This window comes from Corynebacterium sp. MSK035 (genome assembly GCF_030232615.1).
Taxonomy (GTDB): Bacteria; Actinomycetota; Actinomycetes; order Mycobacteriales; family Mycobacteriaceae; genus Corynebacterium; species Corynebacterium jeikeium_D.
Genome location: NZ_JASPJP010000008.1, coordinates 66,112 through 85,830, shown reverse-complemented (window position 1 = coordinate 85,830; position 19,719 = coordinate 66,112). Strand labels below are relative to the sequence as shown.

The window sequence follows — 19,719 nt, the reverse complement described above, 5'->3', positions numbered from 1 at the left end:
GTGATTCCTGTTACTAATGTGGAAACTGTGATGTAACTTTCGCGTTGCAAACTCAAAGAAAAACGCCAATTACCGTAGTATCTTTCCTTGTGACTGCCGAAACTAAAGAAATCAAAGAAAGTGTCGACGGCTCACCCGAAGTGACCATCGACCGCGTGGAGAGACCGCCTATGGACGGCCCCTCTCCTACGACACTGACTCGTTGGACAGCGATTATCGCTGGAATCGTCGGTTTCATTTGCTTTGTCATCACACCGTTCCTCCCGGTCGTGAATACTCAGTCCTCCGTGTCTTGGCCTCAGCGCGACACACTGAACTCAGTGGATGCACCGCTTATGGCGCAGGCACCGTTGGATCTGAGCGTCGATCTGCCTCTGTCCCTGACGGATGAACTCTCCGACAAGCGGACAACCCTGTTGTCGACTATCCCCCCGACCGCGGATAAGCCGACCAAACGGGGTCTGATGGTGCGTTCGGGCAAGGACGGCCTCGACGTCATTCTGCGCGACAGCGTGGTGATGAGCCTGGATAAGAAGGAGCTTGCCAGCAACAAGGGCAAGATCCTGGAGATCCGCTCAAACGAGCATGAGACCACCGTCAACATCGACGGCGCCAAGAACTCAGATGGTGAGAAGCTCACCGCCACCACACACGGCGATTACCGTCCGCAGGTCACCGGTATCTACACTGACCTGCCCGCTGACGGCGACGCGGCCAAGGCCGTAGCCGATGGACTCGATGTCCACATGAACATCGACTCCCGCTACACCTCACACCCGACAGTGGTGAAGTACATCGTCATGTACTTGGGTCTGCTTCTGACGCTGGCTTCCCTGGTCGCGTTGGCTCGCATTGACCGTATTGATGGTTCCCCCTTCACTCCGCTGTTCAAGCGCGGTGCGTTGAAGCCAACTCCGCTGGACATCCTGGTCGGCACGATTTTGGTTGTTTGGCACTTCATCGGTGGCAACACCTCCGATGACGGTTACATCTTCACCATGGCGCGCGTCTCCGACGAGTCGGGCTACATGGCGAACTACTACCGTTGGTTCGGCGCTCCTGAGTCACCGTTCGGCAGCCCCTACTACGACCTGCTGTCGCTGATGGTGAAGGTGTCCACCTCGTCTCTGTGGATGCGACTACCGGCGCTGCTGTCCGCACTGCTGGTGTGGTTCATTATCTCCCGAATGGTTATCCCGCGCCTCGGCGACAAGATTGCCCAGCGCCGGGTGGCCTACTGGTCTGCTGCTGGTGTGCTGTTGGCCTTCTGGCTGCCGTACAACAACGGACTGCGCCCGGAGCCGGTCATTGCGCTGGGATCCCTGCTGACCTGGGTATTCATCGAGCGCGCAATTCTGACTCGACGCCTGCTGCCAGCTGCAGTCGCAGTGGTTATCGCCACGCTGGCACTGGGCTCGGGCCCAACGGGCCTAATGGCAGTTGCTGCCCTGCTCGCAGGCATCCCGATGCTGGTGCGCATTGTCGTTGAGCGCCATAAGGCTCTCGGTGGTGGTTGGCAGGCCCCACTGATGCAGATTGCACCGTTCCTGGCTGCGGGCACCGCCATCTTGGTCGGTGTCTTCGGCGACCAGACTTTGGCCACGGTCCGCGAGTCCATTCGTGTCCGCAGCATCATCGGCCCGTCGGAGCCTTGGTACAACGAGTACGTCCGCTACTACTGGCTGGTGCTGCAGTCAGTCGACGGCGCCTTCCCGCGTCGTTTCCCGGTTCTGATTGCACTGGCGTGCTTGAGCATCACGATTGCCGCGCTGCTTCGTCACCGCACCGTTCCGGGGGCTCTGGCCGGTCCGTCGGCACGCCTGGTGTTCATGTTCATCGGCACCATGTTCTTCCTGACCTTCACGCCGACAAAGTGGACGCACCACTTCGGTGTGTACGCGGGCATCGCGGCTTCCCTGGCAGCACTTGCCGCTATGGCCATTAGCCATTGGGTAGCAGGTAACCCGCGCAACCAGCTGTTCTTTGCCGGTGGTTTCACCTTCATCCTCGCTTTCTCGCTGATGGGTATTAACGGCTGGTGGTATGTGTCGTCCTACGGTGTGCCGTGGTTCGACAAGACCATTCAGTTGCGCGGCCACCAGCTGGGTTCAGCAGTATTGGCTCTGGCCTTGCTACTGCTGCTGGCTGGTGCCGTAATGAACTTCGTCCAGGAGTTCCGCACCAAGCCGAAGTCGCAGGAAAAGTCGGCACGCGTGCGCCGCATCAATGCAGTTGCATCGTCCCCGATTGCGGTGACGACACTGTTGGTGACGATGTTCATGGTGGCTTCGCTGGGCAAGGGCGCAGTATCGCAGTACCCGGCCTACTCGGTCGCCGCGGGTAATATCCGCTCCTTGGCTGGTCAGACATGTAATCTGGCGAGCGATGTGCTGATGGAAACCGATCCGAACGATGGCTTCCTGAATACCGTCGATGGCAAGCCGCTAGCGGAATCGCTGCGCGGTGGCGGCAAGAGCCGTGGCTTCGACCCGAACGGCGTCCCGTCAAACATGAAGGCCGAAGCTGTGGACACCAGCCAGAGCCAGGCAAGTACTGCCGACACTGATGATCAATCTTCTGATCCGGAAGCCACAGTTGAGGGCGGTTCCGCGTCGGGCACCGACGGCGGTAAGCGCGCCGACAAGGGTATCAACGGCTCGCAGGTCGAGCTGCCATTTGGCTTGAATCCGGATAAGGTGCCGGTGCTTGGCTCCTACTCCGAGGACATTCAGCGTCCGGCAAGCCTGGAAACTTCCTGGTTCCAGCTGCCTGAGATTGACGAGGACCACCCGCTACTCGTCGTATCGGCGGCCGGCCGTATCTTCCACCACGACATCAACGGTGTGGCTCAGCCGGGTCGCAAGCTGGTGGCACAGTATGGTCGCAAGGGCGGCGACGAGGATGGCTTCGAGGTCCTCTCCGAGTCGGAGCCGATTGATATCGGCCCTGCTCCGACCTGGCGTAACCTGCGCTTCCTGACCGAGGAGATCCCAGAGGGAGCCACCGCTGTGCGACTGGTCGCGGAGGACAATGATGTCTCCGAGGATCAGTGGCTGGCGCTGACCCCGCCTCGCCTGGCCGAACTGCAGTCGATGACTGATGTCATCTCACCGGAAACTGCGACTATCCCGGACTGGCCGGTTGCCTTCCAGTTCCCGTGCCAGCGTCCGTTCGACCACTACGCCGGTGTCGCGGAACTTCCGGAGTACCGCATCACTCCGGACCGTGGCCTGAAGGTCGTCGGCGCAGATGTCTGGCAGTCGGTCGATGGCGGTGGTCCGCTCGGATTCTCCGACGCTGTGAATGAGGCTACGTCCGTACCGACTTACCTCAAGAACGACTGGCGCCGCGACTGGGGTTCCGTCGAGAAGCTCTCGCCGCGTCCGAATAAAGACAAGGTCAAGCCGGATGTCGCCGAAATTGAGTATGAAGATATCACTCGCTCGGGTCTATACTCGCCCGGGAAGATGATTGTGAAGGATCCTTAGGCGAAAGAGCCTCGGCGCTTCCTTCACCTAAGGAGCCCGAGTGACTGCACAAACCCGTTCCATCGTTGTCGCCGCAATGGTTGTGACTGACCCGGTGGGGCGGGTTTTGTGCGTTCGTAAGCGAGGTACGGATACGTTCATGCTGCCCGGCGGCAAGTTCGAGCCGGGTGAGTCCGTCGATAACCCGGAGGTCACCGCCGCGCGCGAGGTCTCCGAGGAGCTCGGCGTGGACATCGAGCTATCGCAACTGCGTCCGTGGAATATCGCCCGCGCAGCCGCCGCCAACGAGGCGGGCTTCGAGGTCGTCGGCCACCATGTGCGCTATGTCGGAGAGTTCACCGATGAGTTGGCAAACGTTCAGCCCCATGCCGAGATTGAAGAGGTCCGCTGGCTCGACCCCTGGCTGCCGACCGGGAAAATCGCCCCTATGCTGGCCGAGACCACTCTGCCGAAACTCCGCGAAGAGCTGCCGCAGCTTGCCGCTGGCCGTGAACAGCCACAGCGCGCACTGTCGTCACTAACTGTTTTCTGCGGCTCCGGCTTCGGCAACGATCTCGCCTGGCGCGTCACCGCCGAACGCCTCGGCCAGACACTCGCGAAAAATCGGGTGGAGCTCGTCTACGGTGGCGCGGCGATTGGCCTTATGGGCACGGTTGCTAACGCAGCGCTTGACGACGGCGGCAGTGTCACCGGTGTCATCCCCGAGGTCCTGGTCAAGAAGGAAATTGCCCATCCGCGGCTGACTCACCTGGAAACTGTTGCGACTATGGCCGATCGAAAGTCGCGCATGTATGAGCTCGGCGATGCTTTTGTTGCACTCCCCGGCGGTGCGGGCACACTGGAAGAGTTCTTCGAGGTGTGGACCCAGCAGCACCTGGGGATTCATGCCAAGCCAGTGGCGTTGCTGGGACCTTCGGGCTTCTGGGAGCCCCTGTTGGCTCTGCTCCGCAACGTTGTGGATGCGGGGTTTGTGCGACCGGAGCTTCTCGATGCGCTTATTGTCGTCGACGACGTCGACAAGCTCCTGCCTGCGTTGATTGCGTGGCGTGCGGGGCGGACGAAGTTTTAGCCTGCCCCCAGGCCCCACAACACACGGCTAGTGAGCGGCAGCCAGCTGCTGCAGCTCAGCTTCGGTGCCGTTGAAGACGTCCTCGTCCACGATGGTCGGGATGCCATCGATGCGGCCGGTGGAGGAACGCTGCCAGAAGGTCATGCTCTCCCAACCGCCCGGCAGCGAGGTCGGAGCGCTGTCTTGGTAGGCGGCGAGCCACAACGGGTAGTCGGTGAAGTCGGTCGAGTTACCCATTGGGTTCTGCCAGAACCAACGGTAGGTGTAAATCATCGGGGTTTCGCCGGTCTTTTCCTCGACGCGCTCGAGGAAGTCCTTGGTCCACTTTTGCAGCTGGGTCGGGTTGAGGCCGTTGTCCAGCTCGATGTCCAGCACAGGTGGCAATGTCTTGTCCGTGGAGATTTGCTCATCGCGCTGCTGCAGTGCTTCTACGTACTGGTCAGCCTGCGCAATTGCGGAGCGATCCGGATGTGCCTTGTGGTAGCTGCCCACATACAGACCGGCCTTCGCTGCGGCGATGGAGTCCTCGAGGAAGTACTTCTGGTCACCTTCGACACCGTCGGTGGCCTTGATGAAAGCGAACTTCTGGCCGCTGGCTGCGACCTCGTCCCATTTCAGCGCGACGCCACCTGGGCGCTGCCACTTGGAGACGTCCACGCCGGTCGGCCCCATGTGGAAGCCGGTGCGCGCCGAGTTAGACGATGCATTCTCGGTGGATTGAGACTCAGCGCTCGACTCAGAGTTAGTGGACGAACCGTTGGCACCAGAGTCCTGCGACTCCTGAACAGTCAAGAAGTCGAGCGAGCCCTTGGAATCAGCAGCGGACGGGTTGGAGTGTGCAGATGCGTCCTGTGTTTGTGCGTCTGCCGGTGCAATAACACCCAAGGTCAGCGGCGCAACGGCCACGATACTTGCCAAAGTGGCGCGTCCCGGGCGTCGCTTCAGCACCGCGGTCGCGGAAAGTGGAAGAAATTTCATGGTTTGCACCTTACCCCCTAAACCACTTCAGCCCCATTCGTAAGCCTAAACTTATTCCACCCCTCCAGTCACAGCTTCAATCCGCCCTTGCCCCTAGACTGGCGGCATGACAAATAGCACTAATACTGAGACCCAGTCCGCAACGTCCCAATTCTCAACAACTCCTCGCCCGCAGGATGACCTCTACTTGGCCACCAACGGTGAGTGGATTAACAATCACGTCATCCCGGCTGACCGCCCCATCGATGGCGCCTTTTACAAGCTGAGGGATGAGGCGGAGGAAAACGTCCGCGAGCTCATCACCACTGCCGCCGATGCGGATCCGAATTCCCGCGTCGCTCGCTTGTACAACTCTTTTATGGACGAAGCCGCTATTAATAACGCCGGCGCTGCTCCACTCGCGCAGGATTTAGAAATGATCGCCTCCGCCGAGAACGCACATGAGCTGGCGTTGGCGCTCGGCCACCTCGACCGTCTCGGTGTCGGTGGTGCGCTCGGGTACTGGGTGGAGAAGGATTCCGGCTCGGACCTGGACGCTCTCTATCTGTTGCAGTCGGGTCTCGGCCTCCCGGATGAGGCTTACTACCGCGAGCCGGGTCACGCCGACACCCTCGCTGCCTATGAACAGCATGTTGCCGCTATGTTGAAGCTCCTCTCCTCGCATGACGACGGCGCGGGGGAACTCTCCACCGCGCTTGCTGCATTCGAGTTGGTGGACCCGGCCGCTGCGGCGGCGCGCATCGTGGCTTTTGAAAAGCGAATTGCCGCTGGTCACTGGAATGTGGTCGATACCCGCGATGCACTGAAGACCTATAACAAGACGGCCATTGCTGACCTCCCCACCGGCTTCCCGGTCGCGGAGTGGCTCGCGGCCACCGGTGTCAATGAGACGAACCAGACTGCCATCGACACCATCGTGGTGATGATGCCGTCGTACTTCGAGCACTTAAGCAAGCTGTGGCAGGACACTGACCTGGCAGATCTGCGCCTGTGGGCACTGTGGCGCGTCCTCCACCAGCGTGCCGCCTACCTGTCGGATGACTTCTCCGCGGAGAGCTTTAACTTCTACGGCCGCACCTTGCAGGGTTCGACCGAGCAGCGTGCACGCTGGAAGCGTGGTGTTGCCTTTGCGGACGGGGCGGTTGGGCATGACGTCGGCAAGCTGTATGTGGAAAAGCATTTCCCTCCGGAGTACAAGGAGCAGGTCCTGGAACTGGTGGACTACCTGCTGGCGGCGTACCGGGAGCGCATTTCGCAGCTGCCGTGGATGACGAAGGCGACGCAGGAGCGGGCACTGGAGAAGCTGTCGCTGTTTAAGGCCAAGATTGGTTACCCGGAGCGTTGGCGTGACTACTCGGCGATGGAGCTCGGGGATTCACTGATGGACAATGCTCGCGCTGCCAGCGCTTTTGCGCATGATTATGAGGTGGCAAAGCTGGGCACCCCGGCCAATCGCGATGAATGGCATGGCACTCCGCAGACGGTCAATGCTTTCTACAATCCAGTGGTCAATGACATCACGTTCCCGGCTGCGATTTTGCAGTCTCCGTTCTTCTCACCGGACGCTTCCCCGGCGGAGAACTTCGGCGGTATCGGTGCGGTGATTGGCCATGAGATTGGTCATGGTTTCGATGACCAGGGCTCGCAGTATGACGGTCACGGCAACCTTCACCAGTGGTGGACCGATGAGGATCGCGCAGCTTTTGAGAAGCTGACCTCCGCACTGGTGGACCAGTACGAGGGCCTGGTTCCGCAGGCTCTGCGCGAGCAGGCCGAGGAGGGCGCTGACCTGCCCGGTGTCAACGGTCGCTTCACCCTGGGAGAGAACATCGGTGACTTGGGCGGGCTTGGTATTGCTGTCGTCGCTTTCCGCCGTTTCCTCGCTGCCCGCGGAAAGGAACTCGGGTTGGAGGACACCCCCGAGACCTACCGTGACCTGTTCAAGCAGTGGGCACTGGTCTGGCGTTCCAAGATTCGTCCGGAGTTTGCACGCCAGCTGCTTGCCATTGACCCGCACTCGCCAGCGGAGTTCCGCTGCAACGTCATTGCCAGCAACATCGATGAGTTCCATGAGGCCTTCGGCACTTCAGCGGGGGACGGCATGTGGCGTGAGCCGAATGAGCGCGTGAATATCTGGTAATTCTGCGGGAACCCAACCTGCGCTGCCTTATCCTCCGATGCTTTCCGGGCTCTCCGATGCCTTCCGCAGCCTCCGGGGACAGCCAACGCCTCACCGTTTACTACAAATGCAAAAGCTGACTTTTTGTTTTTGCAAACGTGGAACTAAAATCACAGGTGAGGCGCACGCTTTCCCGATGATCAAGTCGGGCAGGGCCCAATCAAGCGAGGTTCCTGTTACATGTGCGCTTGCTAAGTGCTCTTGCTGGAGGAGGCCGCTGTGGACACTCGCGACATCCAAGCACTCACCGCCGTCAAACTCTATTACGGCGAGGGGCTCACACAGTCTCAGGTTGCAACCGAACTCGGGGTTTCCCGTCCAACGGTCTCTAAGCTGCTCAACCTTGGCCGTGAGCGCGGTTACGTGCGCATTGAAATCCACGATCCGCGCGAGGAAGCCTCAGAGACCGCTACGCAGATGCGGGATCGCTACCAGCTCAACGATGTGCGCCTGGCGCAACCGGCACGCGCTGGCAACGCAGTCTTGCTCCGCGAGTTGGGGCGTGTGGGCGCCGAGCTTCTCGACGAGCTGGTGGTCGACGGTACCCTCGTCGGTGTTTCGTGGGGTAAGACCATGTACTCCGTATCCACGCAATTGAAGTCCAAGGATGTCTCGGGCGTGGAAATTGTGCAGCTCAAGGGCGGAATGAGTCATTCCGATAAGTCGACGAATGACATCCGCACTATTGGCGGGTTCTGCCACGCTTTCCATGCCTATGCCCGCACATTGCCGCTGCCGGTGATTTTCGATTCGGTCGAGACCAAGCGCATCGTGGAACAGGATCGGTTCATCGCCAGCGTATTGGCGCTTGGCCGGACGGTGGACATTGCCGTTTTCACTGTCGGCGCAGTCGACCATGATTCACTGGCCTTGAACTTGGGGCAGCTGTCGGCAACCGAAAAGGACTTACTCGTGGAGCGCGCAGTGGGCGATGCCTTCTCACGCTTCTACCGCCCGGACGGTGGCATTGCGCTGCCAGAGGTCGATGCCCGCACGGTAGGTATCAGCCTCTCTGACCTGCGCCGGATCCCCACTCGGGTACTTGTGGCCGGTGGCGCACACAAGGCCGAGGCTATCGATGTGGCCCTTCGAACAAAGTTGGCCACTCACTTGGTCATTGACGATGCCACCGCCGAGCGCCTACTTTCGCTCGACTCATCGGACTCACTGGGCTCGCCAGACTCACCCCCTAGCTCCACCCCTCCCTCTGCCACGGATTAGCTGTCTCGGGACGCATCAGTACAAAGAACTGACACCCGGGCCCGAGAAGCGTCTCTGCCCTCTTCGACCGATAGACTTAAGCGAGCGCAGATGTCCGCATATATGTTGCAGCCGCTGTCCGGTCGGAGAGGACGATTCTTTAGGTGTCACCAGCACAGCAGATCAAGCACACACTCCAGGCCTACGAGTCGGCGGACGCATCTTTTGCTCAGTCCGCGAAGAAGTTGCCACCCGTGGGGTGGAAAGGTGCGCTCTACGCTCTCAAGCGTGCGGGTATCGAGTTTTTCTTGGAGCTCGGTTTCGACGCCGCCGCGAAGTTGACTTACTACACGGTGCTAACCTTCGCACCCGCACTGCTTGCGATTTACTCAATTGCCACGCTGATGTTGGCCGGTTACACCGATGACCTCAACCGACTGACCGAGGATTTCATCCGCAGCTACATTCCAGCTGAGTATGCCGAACCGATTCGCAATGTCATCTCAACGATTATCGGCTCCGCCACGGGCGGTCTCGTCGCACTGACTATCGGTATTGTCTTTGCGCTGATTTCGTCGTCGGCCTACACGCGCGCATTTTCGCGCACGGCTAACTCCATCTATGGCGTGTCCGAAGGCCGCACGCTTATTCGCTACCACCTGCTCATGGTCGCCATTACGCTATTGCTACTCATTGGCACGGTGGTGCTGCTCATTGCGATTATTGTCAATGACCAGCTAGTTATCACCATCGTCGAACCGGTTGCCCGCCCGTTGGGCATTGAATCGACCACGCGACAGGTCATTGACTTCTGCATCTCCGTCTGGAGTTGGCTGCGCTGGCCGATCATTATCGTCATGTCGATGATCCTGATTGGCTCGCTGTACTACTTCACACCGAACGTGCGCATGCGCAAATTCCGCTGGCTCAGTACCGGTTCGGCACTGGCAATTATCAGCTCGCTGATTATTGGCAAGGCATTGCAGCTTTACCTGTTCAACTTTGCGGCTTCAAACCCCTACGGCGCCATGGGTGCCGTCATTGCTCTCATGACTGCACTTTGGGGCATTAATGTCGTCGTGGTCTTCGGCTTTAAGCTGGATGCCGAGGTTGAGAGGATGCGCCAACTGCGCGCCGGCCTGCCCGCAGAGCGATACATCCAGCTTCCACCCCGAGCTACCGCGGCCGCCGAGGGTGAGCAGAAGATCCATCAGAATCTAGAAAAGCAGGCGGCCGAATTCCGAACTGAGGAACCCGACCGCCTGGATAAAATGCCAGCAGAAGCAACTGAAGATTTTTCCTCGCAGCCTGCTGCTGAGACTGACCCTGCTACCGATCCGTTCAAGAGGATCGACTAGCAGGGCCAGTAACTAACCACACAGCACCTAGCTATAGCGCAATCACACCCACAATTGCAGCGTTGAGCAGGTTGGTGCACAGGCCCGCAATCAGCGCCAGCGGACCGTTCTTGGCAATCTCACCGCGACGCTCCGGCGATAGCGCACCGAAGGAACCGATCTGAATTGCAATGGAAGACAGGTTGGCGAAGCCAGCCAGGGCGAAGGTCGCCAGCATGATGGACTTCGGATCCAGCGAGTCGACGTGCTCCGAGAACGAGGTGTAGCCGACGAACTCGTTCAGAATCGTCTTCTCACCAATGAAGCTACCGACCAGCCCTGCGTTCTCCCACGGCACACCAATCAACCAGGCAATCGGCGCGAAGATCAGGCCGAACAGCCCCTCCAGTGACCAGTTTTCCTGACCGAACCAGCCGCCGATGCCGCCAATCATGGCCGACAGCATCGCAATCACAGCGATGAACGCAATCAACAGACATGCCACAACCACAGCGATACGACCACCGGCCAACGCACCCGATCCAAGCGCGTCAATGACGTTCTTCGACTCAGTGTCGCGGACATCCTTCACCGACGCATCCAGATCGGATTCCTCCGTCTCCGGCCAGAAAGTCTTCGCAATCAGCAGCGAGCCCGGCGCGTTCATTACCGATGCCGCCAGCAGGTACTCCAATGGCGCACCGAGCAGGGAGTAACCAATCAACGTCGATCCGGCCACCGACGCAAAACCGCCCGACATACATGCGAACAGCTCCGACTTGGTCAGTTTCGGAATATACGGCTTAACGACGAGCGGAGCCTCCGACTGCCCGAGAAAAATCACCGTGGAAGCGAAGACGGACTCCACCTTCGAGGTTCCCATAATGAACTTCAGTGCGGACCCGACATATTCAACGAAGTACTGCACTACCCGCAGGTAGTAGAGGGCGCCGAGGACCGCGCCCAGGAAGATGATCACTGGCAGCACGTTGAGCACGAAGACGAAGTTTTTACCCGTGCCGTCGAAAAGATTACCGAAGACAAACGAGGTGCCCTCATTTGTAAAGTCGATCATCTTCTCAATGGCACCGGCCACGCTCTTCAACGCCTGGAAGCCGGGTTCCCACTTCAGCACTACCAGCGCGAACACCGCTTGCAGCAGCAGGCCAACGCCGAGTGTGCGCCAGTTAATGGCTTTCCTGTTCTTTGAGATAGCAATGGCAAATCCGATGACGAGGATGATGCCCAGTAAGCCTTGCAGTCTATCCATGACTAAGGTCTTCTTTCTTGATAAAAGAGGCTGTGGTGATGATGCCTACAGGTCCTCGGGACCAAAGGCGTAAGGGAGAATTTTTTCAAAGTCAATGCTGGCCGGAGCGCCTAAACCACCATTTTCCGGGCGCTCGGATTCCACAATGACACGCTTGCACCCAAATTCGTGCAGGACCTGCCGACAGGCACCACAGGGGTGGCACGGTGCCGCCTTTCGCCCGACAATGGCACAGGCCGCAATCTTATGGTTGCCGCCGTGCTCCGCGACCATGCGGAACACGGCTGTACGCTCTGCGCAGTTGGTCAACCCATAGGACGCATTTTCCACGTTGCAGCCTGTGACCACCGTGCCGTCGTCAAGCAGAAGTGCGGCACCGACCGGAAAACCTGAATAGGGGACGTACGAGTTTTCCGTGGCTGCGTAGGCCTTAGCCAGTAGTTCTTCGTCTGAAATGTAGGACATTGTGCTCTCCCTCCCCGAGCCTGTTCGAGGTGTTTATGCAAACATACTTATGTGGGTACAAATGGAAAGTTGCCTATTGACATTTGTTCTAGTGCTGATGATAATCGGAATCAGCAGAGTTCACAAGACCAATATCGCTAAGCACGATCGCCTATAAAAGGAGCGAACAATGGCTGAAAAGTTCGATGTAGTTGACGTCATCAAGGTAAAGCGTGATGGCGGTGAGCTCAGTCCGGAAGAGATTTCCTGGGTCATTGATGCCTACACTCGCGGTGTCGTGGGCGATGAACAGATGGCGGCGCTGAACATGGCCATCTTCATCCGCGGCATGAACCGTCGCGAGATTGTGGATTGGACTCAGGCGATGATTGACTCGGGCGAGACCATGAGCTTCGCATCGCTGAGCAAGCCCACCACGGACAAGCACTCCACCGGTGGTGTCGGCGACAAGATCACACTGCCGCTGGGCCCACTGGTGTCCTCCTACGGCGTGGCCGTCCCGCAGCTGTCTGGCCGTGGCCTCGGCCACACCGGCGGCACCCTGGACAAGCTGGAATCCATTCCGGGCTGGCAGGCTGATGTTCCGAATGACCGCTTGATGCAGGTCCTGGAGGATTCCGGCGCGGTCGTCGCAGCAGCCGGTGCGGGCCTGGCACCTGCGGATAAGAAGATTTACGCGCTGCGTGACATCACCTCGACGGTGGACTGCATTCCGCTGATTGCCTCGTCGATCATGTCCAAGAAGATTGCGGAGGGCACCTCCAGCTTGGTGCTGGATGTCAAGGTCGGCTCGGGCGCCTTCATGAAGGATCTGAATCAGGCCCGCGAACTGGCCCGCACCATGGTTGACCTGGGCAACGACGCGGGCGTGAACACCCGCGCGCTGCTGACGGACATGTCCACGCCGCTGGGCCTGACCATCGGCAACGCCCTCGAGGTCCGCGAATCGGTGGAGGTTCTCGCCGGCGGCGGCCCCGCAGACGTCGTGGAGCTGACCTGTGAGCTGGCCCGAAACATGCTGGAGCTGGCCGGCGTACACGATGCTGACGTGGAGCAGGCTCTGAAGGACGGCCGCGCAATGGATTCGTGGAAGAAGATGATCCGCGCTCAGGGCGGCGATCCGGATGCCGCGTTGCCGGTGGCACCTCACACGCACGATGTGGTTGCGCAGGCTGACGGTTACCTGACCAAGCTGGATGCACTGGCTCTCGGCGTTGGTTCCTGGCGCTTGGGCGCAGGACGTGCTCGTAAGGATGATCCGGTGCAGGCCACTGCCGGTATTGAGATTTTCGCCAAGCCGGGAGACAAGGTGGTCAAGGGTCAGAAGCTGCTCACGCTGCACACTGAAACTCCGGATAAGTTCGAGCGCGCTCTCGAGTCCATCGAGCCGGGCATTGAAATCGGCGACACCGCGCCGACAGCCGAGCGCGAGATTATCCTCGATCGCGTGTCCTAGAAAATTTCTGACGGGCTCGCGCCGGCGCCACTTCCCCGCCCCGAGCCCGCCATCTCCCTACTTTGACGCTCTCTCCCAAATTTCCGAAAGGACTTGATTTCTCCCATGACTTCCCGCGCTGATGTTGCCAAGATGATTGACCACACCCTGCTCAAGCCAGAAGCCACCTCTGACCAGGTCAAGGCTCTTATCGCCGAGGCCGCCAAGCTCGGCACCTACTCCATCTGCATCTCCCCCTCGCAGCTCCCAGTCGAGGTGCCTGAGGGCCTGCACATCGCCACTGTCGTAGGCTTCCCCTCCGGTGCGGTGAAGGCCGAGGTCAAAGCCACCGAGGCCGCCCGCGCCGTGGTCGATGGTGCCGAAGAGATTGACATGGTCATCAACATCGCCTTCGCCAAGGAGCACCGCTTCGACGACCTTGAGGCCGAAATCAAGACTGTTCGCGATGCCATTCCGGGCAAGGTTCTGAAGGTCATCATCGAGTCGGCCGCCCTGACCGATGAGGAAATCATCGCAGCTTGCAAGGCCTCCGAGTCCGCAGGCGCAGACTTCGTCAAGACCTCCACAGGTTTCCACCCAGCTGGCGGCGCTTCCGCTCACGCCGTGAAACTCATGCGCGAAACCGTGGGCGACCGCCTTGGAGTCAAAGCCTCTGGCGGTATCCGCGATGCCGCTGCCGCTGAGGAAATGATCGCCGCTGGCGCCTCTCGCCTGGGCCTTTCTTCCTCCGCCGCTGTCCTCGACGGTCTGAAGTAGGCTAACCCCGATGCTCTCCGAACAGCTACAAGCCACCATCACCGATTGGATCGCCCACGATCCGGACTCGGCCACCGCCGCTGAGCTCTCCTCGCTTTACGACGAAGCCAAGGCCGCCAACCCCGATGCGATTGCCGAGCTGGAAAGCCGTTTCGCCGGGCCACTCGAATTCGGCACTGCAGGTCTTCGCGGTGTCGTTGCCGCTGGTCAGTCTCGCATGAACCGTGCCACGGTCATCCGTGCCACCGCTGGCCTGGTTGCGCATCTGAAGAACATTGTGGGCGACGACTTCACCGTGGTCATTGGTTGCGATGCCCGCCACGGCTCCGCCGATTTTCACCGCGATGCCGCCGCGGTTGTCGCCGCAGCCGGTGGCAAGGCCCTGGCTCTGCCACAGCAGCTGCCCACACCGGTGACCGCCTTTGCCGTGCGCCACCTCAATGCCGATGCCGGCATCATGGTCACGGCCAGCCACAATCCACCGAAGGACAACGGCTACAAGGTTTACCTCGGTGGCCGCGCGGTGGAGTCGGATTCCCGCCGAGGCGTCCAAATCATCGCGCCCCATGACAAGCAAATTGCGGACGCCATCGCCGCTGCTCCACCGGCTGATGAGGTCCCGCGTGACTTCGATGCCGTCGAGCAGGTTGGTCCTGAACTACTGGACGCCTATGTGAAACGGGCGGCTGCGCTCGCAACGACGTCGTCAAGCGAAGAGAAGCAGGCAGCGAAGATTGTTCTCACCCCGATGCATGGTGTCGGTGGCGAGACCATCGTGCGCACACTGAACGCGGCAGGTTTCTCGAATGTCAGCGTGGTCGAAAAGCAGTTCGCGCCGGATCCGGAGTTCCCGACGGTATCGTTCCCGAACCCGGAGGAAGCCGGCGCGCTGGATCTTGCGTTTGAGCTGGCACGTGCCGAAGACGCGGATGTCATCATCGCGGCTGACCCGGATGCGGACCGCTGCTCGGTAGCTATTCCGGACAGCGGCGTCGATGGCGGCTGGCGACAGCTCTCCGGCGACGACATCGGTGCGTTTCTGGGTGAAGTCATCGCTGCGGATGCCGAGGCCCGTGGGATTGCGACCGTGACCAATGATGAGGGCGCAGAGTTTCCGGCCACAATGGCTAACTCGATTGTGTCCTCACGCCTGCTGGGCAAGATTGCCGCAGGTCACGGACTGAATTATCGCGCTACACTGACCGGCTTTAAGTGGATTGCTGGTGTGGACGGGCTCGTCTTCGGCTACGAGGAGGCCATTGGCTACTGCACTGACCCGGCAGTCGTGCGAGACAAGGACGGCGTATCTGCGGCGGTGCGTGTCGCCGACGCGGTGGCGCGACTGAAGGGCCAGGGTCTTGGCATCCAGGACCTTCTGGATGATGTCGCCCGTGCCCATGGTCTCTACAAGACCGCACCGTTGACCTTCCGTGTCGAGGACCGCTCGCTGATCACCAAGGGCATGGACACTCTGCGCGCCAACCCGCCTGCACAACTGGCTGGTTCGAAGGTCACGCAGGTCACGGACATGAATGATGGCCTAGACATGGTCGATGCCAAGGGCGAGAGCTATCACATCCCTCCTACCGACGGCATTCTCATCCTCACCGAGGCCAACGACCGCGTCATTGCCCGGCCTTCCGGCACGGAACCGAAGCTGAAGTGCTACCTGGAAGTCGTGCTGCCGGTCGCTTCGTCCGCGATTCCACACGTGGCCGCGGCCGAGCGGCTCGACCAGATTAAGGCCGAGCTCAAGGAAATCCTGGGGATGTAGCCACTAAGCAGCTACCAGCTACCAGCTACACCTCGCAACAAACTGGGGTGCGCATGAACGAAACGGCCGAAAAATGGCCGTGGGGTTTCACGCGCGCCCCAGTTTCACATATGCAGCCCGGAGTCTTGGACCGGCTCATGAGTTACTGACTAGGTTTATGACAAAAACAAGCAGAAATTAGTGCCGAAACTGACATAAACTTAGGCAGTTTCTCGATGGTCACAGCCTCATTTGAAGCTCACCACCTCATTTCGGGTCTAGCTAAACCCGTTCTGGCCGCATTTTGCGGACGACATGCGTCTCCTAACATGCTTTACAGTTTTCCCAGTAATACAATAAAAGCCGTTAACCGTGTCCCCAGGGGATGGAGCACCATTCGCTACGCGGGTTGGGCTCATCACAGGGGGGAACACTTCCTCCTCGTGATTGGTACGTCCAGCATGTCGCATAACGAGTTCCCCAGCTCAGACCCCAACTACAATTCGAATCCTTCCACCGGTTCTTTCGGCCCCGTGTACCCGAACCAGGCACCTCAACCCCAACCACAGCCGCAGCCCCAATTCGCTGCGCAGCCGGCACCAACTTTCGCTTACGCAGCCCCGGCGTATCCGCAGCAAAGATCAGGTACTTCCGGCGCAATGATTGCGCTCATTTCAGTGCTGGTCGTGGTCCTGCTGGGCCTGGTTGGCGCGGTACTTTATGTCACCCTGAGTAAAGATGACTCGGTAACTGCGGCCGACACACAGACGGCTGCCACTACACAGGCCGCTGCCGATGCTTCGAGCCAGCCCAACCCACCGGTCACGCAGACTGAGACCGTGGTTGTTCAAGATTCGAGTGGCTCATCCGGTAATTCGGGCTCGTCTCGCTCATCGGGCCTGGCTGGCGGCAACCTCTCCAGCGCATGGAAGGGCACGTCCTCAACGAGCGATCCGTTCGTTCGAAATGTACACAGCGCCTACGTCCGCTATCGCAATTCCACTGGTGCGGAATCCGGCACCATCACGGCCTACAGCCCAACGACTGGCCTGACCTACAATATGTGGTGCCGTCCTGCTGGCGGCAACATCAAGTGCACGGGCGGCCGTAACGCAGTGGTGTACATCGGCTAACGCATACCGCCCACCGCCACGGTCACAGCACTCCAGTCCGCGACCTACGCCACTGCGTCGTCTAGGCCGCCAGCTAGGTCGTGGAAAATGGCCCGGTTGAGACGAAATGCCTTTTTCGCCTCGTCAACCACGGCATCTTTGTCGGCATCCGAAATGCCCAGCTCAGACAGACTCTGTCGGTAGCCGTCGCGGTAGGGCTTAATTTTTCCGATCGCGGAGAAGTCATAGAATCGGGTTCCCTCCGCACCGATGCCGTAATGCTTGGCCAGCATGGACGCAATCACCTGACCACCAGAAAGATCGCCCAGGTAGCGAACGTAATGGTGTGCCAATGCGGCGTTGGCGTTGCCGTTGCTTTCGATTTCACGAAGCTCGGCCACGTAGTTCTTTGTCGCCTCCACAGGCGAGATCTTTTCCCGCCAATCAGGCCCCACCAAATGTTCAAGGTCGGCCGCCAGAGCCTCCAGGCGCTCCAGCTGCGCATCGTAGACCGCGCTGACCTGCGGCGACTCCGCAGTGGACCGCACGGCCTGCTCCAACGCTTCGTACACAAAGTACAGCTGACCAGTTAGATCGATGGCCGCCTGCGCATTCAGTTCACCCGCAAGCAGCCTCGACATGAAGTCGGAGTTCTCCGCTTCACTGTGGACACCCGCAGTCTCCACCTTGAGCCGCTCTGCCAGGGGCTGAGCAGCCTGCTTGTCACCTTCTTTAATCGTGTTTTCAACCATGATTTTCTTCTTTCTCTGTGAGGTTCGGAGACTGGGGTGAGAGATACTGTCCGCGCTGAGGCACCAGCACGGGGTTGCCCGCGGAGTCCTGAAGCACTTCCACACCGATGCCATAGACTTCGCTGACGGTCTGTGCATCCAGGGTTTCCGCAGGCAGACCTTGCTTTACGACGCGCCCCTGCGCCACCACCACAACGTGATCGGCATACGCCGCTGCGGCGGACAAATCGTGCAGGACCACGACCACGGCTTTGCCCGCCGCCGCGCGGGCGCGCATCATTCCCATGATTTTTTCGGCGTGGTGGAGGTCCAGGGCCGCGGTCGGTTCGTCGAGAAGCACGACGGGAGTGTCCTGGTAGAACACGCGGGCGCTGTGGACGCGGGCGCGCTCGCCGCCGGAGAGGGTCGGGACTTCCCGGTCAAGGAGGTGCGCGACGTCGCATTCGGTGATGACTTCCTCGAGCAGCTCTTCGTTCGGGCCGCCCCAGGGGTTGCGTCCGAAGTCGATGACTTCGCGGCTGGTGAATGGCACGGACAGTTCTTGGCTCTGTACCAGGACGGCGCGGTAGCGGGCCAGGTCGGCGATGGAGAGCTCGGTAATGGAGTGCTCGCCGATCCGGACGTCGCCGCCGCTGAGCTCATGGTCGCCGGAAAGCGCTGCGAGGAGTGTCGACTTTCCAGCACCATTCGGGCCGACCAGCGCGGTGACTTTTCCGGGCTCGGCGACCACGGAAATATCGTTGAGAATGCGGTGACCGTCCAGGGTGATGCTGACATTTTCGGCAGAAATACCCAGGCCAGAGTGAATTTCCATTAGTGCACCGCCCTCTTCGAACGCAGGAGCAGCCAGAAGAACAGTGGTCCACCGACGATCGAGGTGAGCATTCCCAGCGGCAGGTCCGCACCGGTGATCATGGTGCGGGCCGCGAGGTCGGCCAGCGTTGTGGCTAGCGCGCCACCGAGGATGCATGCGGGAATCAGCGTGCGATGCGCTGGTCCCAGCAGCAGTCGTGCAGCGTGCGGCACGACCAGGCCGATGAAGACGATGATGCCGGAAAATGCCACTCCAGCCGCCACGACCAGGGACGTGCCAAAAATGATGGCGCGACGCAGCGTGACGACGTTAATACCCAGGTGGCGGGCTTGCGCTTCACCAAGACTCAGAATGTCCAGCTTGCGGTAGCTGACCCACATGGCAATTACGGCCGGAACTGTCACCAGCGTAATGATGACAACCTGCGTCCAGGTGGCGCTGGCAAACGAGCCCATCTGCCAGAACACAATGCGGTCGCGGGCAGCCGTGGAGGCTACGAATGTCAGGAGCGACACCAGACCACCGCAGATAGAGTTCACAGCCACACCGACCAGAATGATTCGGGCGATATCGCGGCCACCGTGCGCATTGGCGGCCACAATAGCCGTGGCCACCGCACCACCGATAAAAGCTGAGACCGCAATGGCCCAGCTGCTGGCGAAGACACTCAACACTCCGCCGAGCACTCCGAAAAGCCCGGCGGCGGTGCCCAAAACTGTGGCGGTGGCAGCACCGACGGCGGCGCCGGAGGAAACGCCGATGAGGCCGGGTTCGGCAAGCGGGTTGCCGAACACCGCTTGCAGCGCCACACCCGCGAGGGCTAGTCCCGCACCAACGAGGCAGGCCAGCGCGATGCGCGGCAATCGCACTTGCCACAGCACAGTATCGATGGGCTCTGGCGTGTCACCGAGACCGCCATTGAACACTAGCCTCACCATTGAGCTCAGTGATTCGCCGATGGTGGCGCCGAACTGCCCCACGGAGGCCGACCAACCTATTGCCAGCACCAGCGCTAGGGCGAGTCCAATGAAAACGGCCACCTGTCTGAACGGACTAGTTTTGTTCGCGGTTGTCTGCATTGCTCAGCCAG

The 19,719-nt window shown here is 60.1% G+C and carries 15 protein-coding genes; 9 read left to right on the top strand and 6 right to left on the bottom strand.

Annotated features, from left to right (window positions below; all coding sequences use genetic code 11):
* Positions 1-89 precede the first annotated feature (89 nt).
* Positions 90-3,488, top strand: a complete 3,399-nt coding sequence (locus QP978_RS06745; protein ID WP_284856997.1) for an arabinosyltransferase domain-containing protein — start codon at positions 90-92, stop codon at positions 3,486-3,488.
* Positions 3,489-3,528: 40 nt separating this feature from the next.
* Positions 3,529-4,557: a TIGR00730 family Rossman fold protein gene (locus QP978_RS06740; protein ID WP_284856996.1), complete on the top strand. Its 1,029-nt coding sequence runs from the start codon at positions 3,529-3,531 to the stop codon at positions 4,555-4,557.
* A 27-nt stretch (positions 4,558-4,584) separates the two neighbouring features.
* Here the strand turns inward: QP978_RS06740 and QP978_RS06735 are convergent, their stop codons facing one another.
* Entirely contained in the window at positions 4,585-5,535 is a 951-nt protein-coding gene (locus tag QP978_RS06735; protein ID WP_284856995.1) for a glycoside hydrolase family 25 protein, read from the bottom strand.
* 106 nt (positions 5,536-5,641) lie between these two features.
* Here QP978_RS06735 and QP978_RS06730 point away from each other — a divergent pair, with 106 nt between their 5' ends.
* The 3 genes from QP978_RS06730 to QP978_RS06720 all read left to right on the top strand — a co-directional run bounded on the left by QP978_RS06730 (position 5,642) and on the right by QP978_RS06720 (position 10,272).
* Positions 5,642-7,675 (top strand): M13 family metallopeptidase, encoded by a 2,034-nt coding sequence (locus tag QP978_RS06730; RefSeq protein WP_070439295.1) that lies wholly within the window; start codon positions 5,642-5,644, stop codon positions 7,673-7,675.
* Between the two features lie 258 nt (positions 7,676-7,933).
* Entirely contained in the window at positions 7,934-8,935 is a 1,002-nt protein-coding gene (locus QP978_RS06725) for a sugar-binding transcriptional regulator (RefSeq protein WP_070439353.1), read from the top strand.
* 143 nt (positions 8,936-9,078) lie between these two features.
* Positions 9,079-10,272 carry a YihY/virulence factor BrkB family protein gene (locus tag QP978_RS06720; protein ID WP_246818332.1) on the top strand — a complete coding sequence of 398 codons (1,194 nt, stop codon included), beginning with the start codon at positions 9,079-9,081 and terminating at the stop codon, positions 10,270-10,272.
* A 31-nt stretch (positions 10,273-10,303) separates the two neighbouring features.
* Here the strand turns inward: QP978_RS06720 and QP978_RS06715 are convergent, their stop codons facing one another.
* Both QP978_RS06715 and QP978_RS06710 read right to left on the bottom strand, forming a co-directional pair.
* On the bottom strand, positions 10,304-11,521 hold the full coding sequence (locus QP978_RS06715) for a NupC/NupG family nucleoside CNT transporter (protein WP_048732023.1): 1,218 nt from the start codon (positions 11,519-11,521) through the stop codon (positions 10,304-10,306).
* 45 nt (positions 11,522-11,566) lie between these two features.
* Positions 11,567-11,986, bottom strand: a complete 420-nt coding sequence (locus QP978_RS06710; protein ID WP_048732021.1) for a cytidine deaminase — start codon at positions 11,984-11,986, stop codon at positions 11,567-11,569.
* A 169-nt stretch (positions 11,987-12,155) separates the two neighbouring features.
* On the opposite strand from QP978_RS06710, the gene QP978_RS06705 reads away from it, so the two are divergent.
* The 4 genes from QP978_RS06705 to QP978_RS06690 all read left to right on the top strand — a co-directional run bounded on the left by QP978_RS06705 (position 12,156) and on the right by QP978_RS06690 (position 17,084).
* Complete coding sequence (locus QP978_RS06705) at positions 12,156-13,442, top strand: thymidine phosphorylase (RefSeq protein WP_049172492.1); 1,287 nt, start codon at positions 12,156-12,158, stop codon at positions 13,440-13,442.
* A gap of 105 nt (positions 13,443-13,547) precedes the next feature.
* Positions 13,548-14,198 carry a deoxyribose-phosphate aldolase gene (deoC, locus tag QP978_RS06700; RefSeq protein WP_016421813.1) on the top strand — a complete coding sequence of 217 codons (651 nt, stop codon included), beginning with the start codon at positions 13,548-13,550 and terminating at the stop codon, positions 14,196-14,198.
* A 10-nt stretch (positions 14,199-14,208) separates the two neighbouring features.
* A complete protein-coding gene (locus tag QP978_RS06695) occupies positions 14,209-15,972 on the top strand; it encodes a phospho-sugar mutase (RefSeq protein WP_284807352.1) in 1,764 nt (587 codons plus the stop codon).
* Between the two features lie 422 nt (positions 15,973-16,394).
* Positions 16,395-17,084, top strand: coding sequence for a hypothetical protein (locus QP978_RS06690; RefSeq protein ID WP_232623131.1), 690 nt, complete (start codon positions 16,395-16,397; stop codon positions 17,082-17,084).
* A 44-nt stretch (positions 17,085-17,128) separates the two neighbouring features.
* Here QP978_RS06690 and QP978_RS06685 read toward each other — a convergent pair whose 3' ends face one another.
* From QP978_RS06685 to QP978_RS06675, 3 genes are read right to left on the bottom strand one after another with little or no spacing between them, the layout of a single operon-like run.
* Complete coding sequence (locus tag QP978_RS06685) at positions 17,129-17,815, bottom strand: biliverdin-producing heme oxygenase (protein WP_070642739.1); 687 nt, start codon at positions 17,813-17,815, stop codon at positions 17,129-17,131.
* Positions 17,808-18,629, bottom strand: a complete 822-nt coding sequence (locus QP978_RS06680; RefSeq protein WP_284856994.1) for a heme ABC transporter ATP-binding protein — start codon at positions 18,627-18,629, stop codon at positions 17,808-17,810. Before QP978_RS06680 ends, QP978_RS06685 begins: the two co-directional genes overlap by 8 nt.
* Positions 18,629-19,708, bottom strand: a complete 1,080-nt coding sequence (locus QP978_RS06675; RefSeq protein ID WP_070652691.1) for a FecCD family ABC transporter permease — start codon at positions 19,706-19,708, stop codon at positions 18,629-18,631. Before QP978_RS06675 ends, QP978_RS06680 begins: the two co-directional genes overlap by 1 nt.
* Positions 19,709-19,719: the final 11 nt, after the last annotated feature.

What these genes read in the sequence shown, in the direction of transcription:
- QP978_RS06735 (WP_284856995.1), bottom strand. Translation starts at nt 5,535, where the DNA reads ATGAAATTTCTTCCACTTTCCGCGACCGCGGTGCTGAAGCGACGCCCG.
- QP978_RS06730 (WP_070439295.1), top strand. Translation starts at nt 5,642, where the DNA reads ATGACAAATAGCACTAATACTGAGACCCAGTCCGCAACGTCCCAATTC.
- QP978_RS06715 (WP_048732023.1), bottom strand. Translation starts at nt 11,521, where the DNA reads ATGGATAGACTGCAAGGCTTACTGGGCATCATCCTCGTCATCGGATTT.
- QP978_RS06710 (WP_048732021.1), bottom strand. Translation starts at nt 11,986, where the DNA reads ATGTCCTACATTTCAGACGAAGAACTACTGGCTAAGGCCTACGCAGCC.
- QP978_RS06705 (WP_049172492.1), top strand. Translation starts at nt 12,156, where the DNA reads ATGGCTGAAAAGTTCGATGTAGTTGACGTCATCAAGGTAAAGCGTGAT.
- deoC (WP_016421813.1), top strand. Translation starts at nt 13,548, where the DNA reads ATGACTTCCCGCGCTGATGTTGCCAAGATGATTGACCACACCCTGCTC.
- QP978_RS06695 (WP_284807352.1), top strand. Translation starts at nt 14,209, where the DNA reads ATGCTCTCCGAACAGCTACAAGCCACCATCACCGATTGGATCGCCCAC.
- QP978_RS06685 (WP_070642739.1), bottom strand. Translation starts at nt 17,815, where the DNA reads ATGGTTGAAAACACGATTAAAGAAGGTGACAAGCAGGCTGCTCAGCCC.
- QP978_RS06680 (WP_284856994.1), bottom strand. Translation starts at nt 18,629, where the DNA reads ATGGAAATTCACTCTGGCCTGGGTATTTCTGCCGAAAATGTCAGCATC.
- QP978_RS06675 (WP_070652691.1), bottom strand. Translation starts at nt 19,708, where the DNA reads ATGCAGACAACCGCGAACAAAACTAGTCCGTTCAGACAGGTGGCCGTT.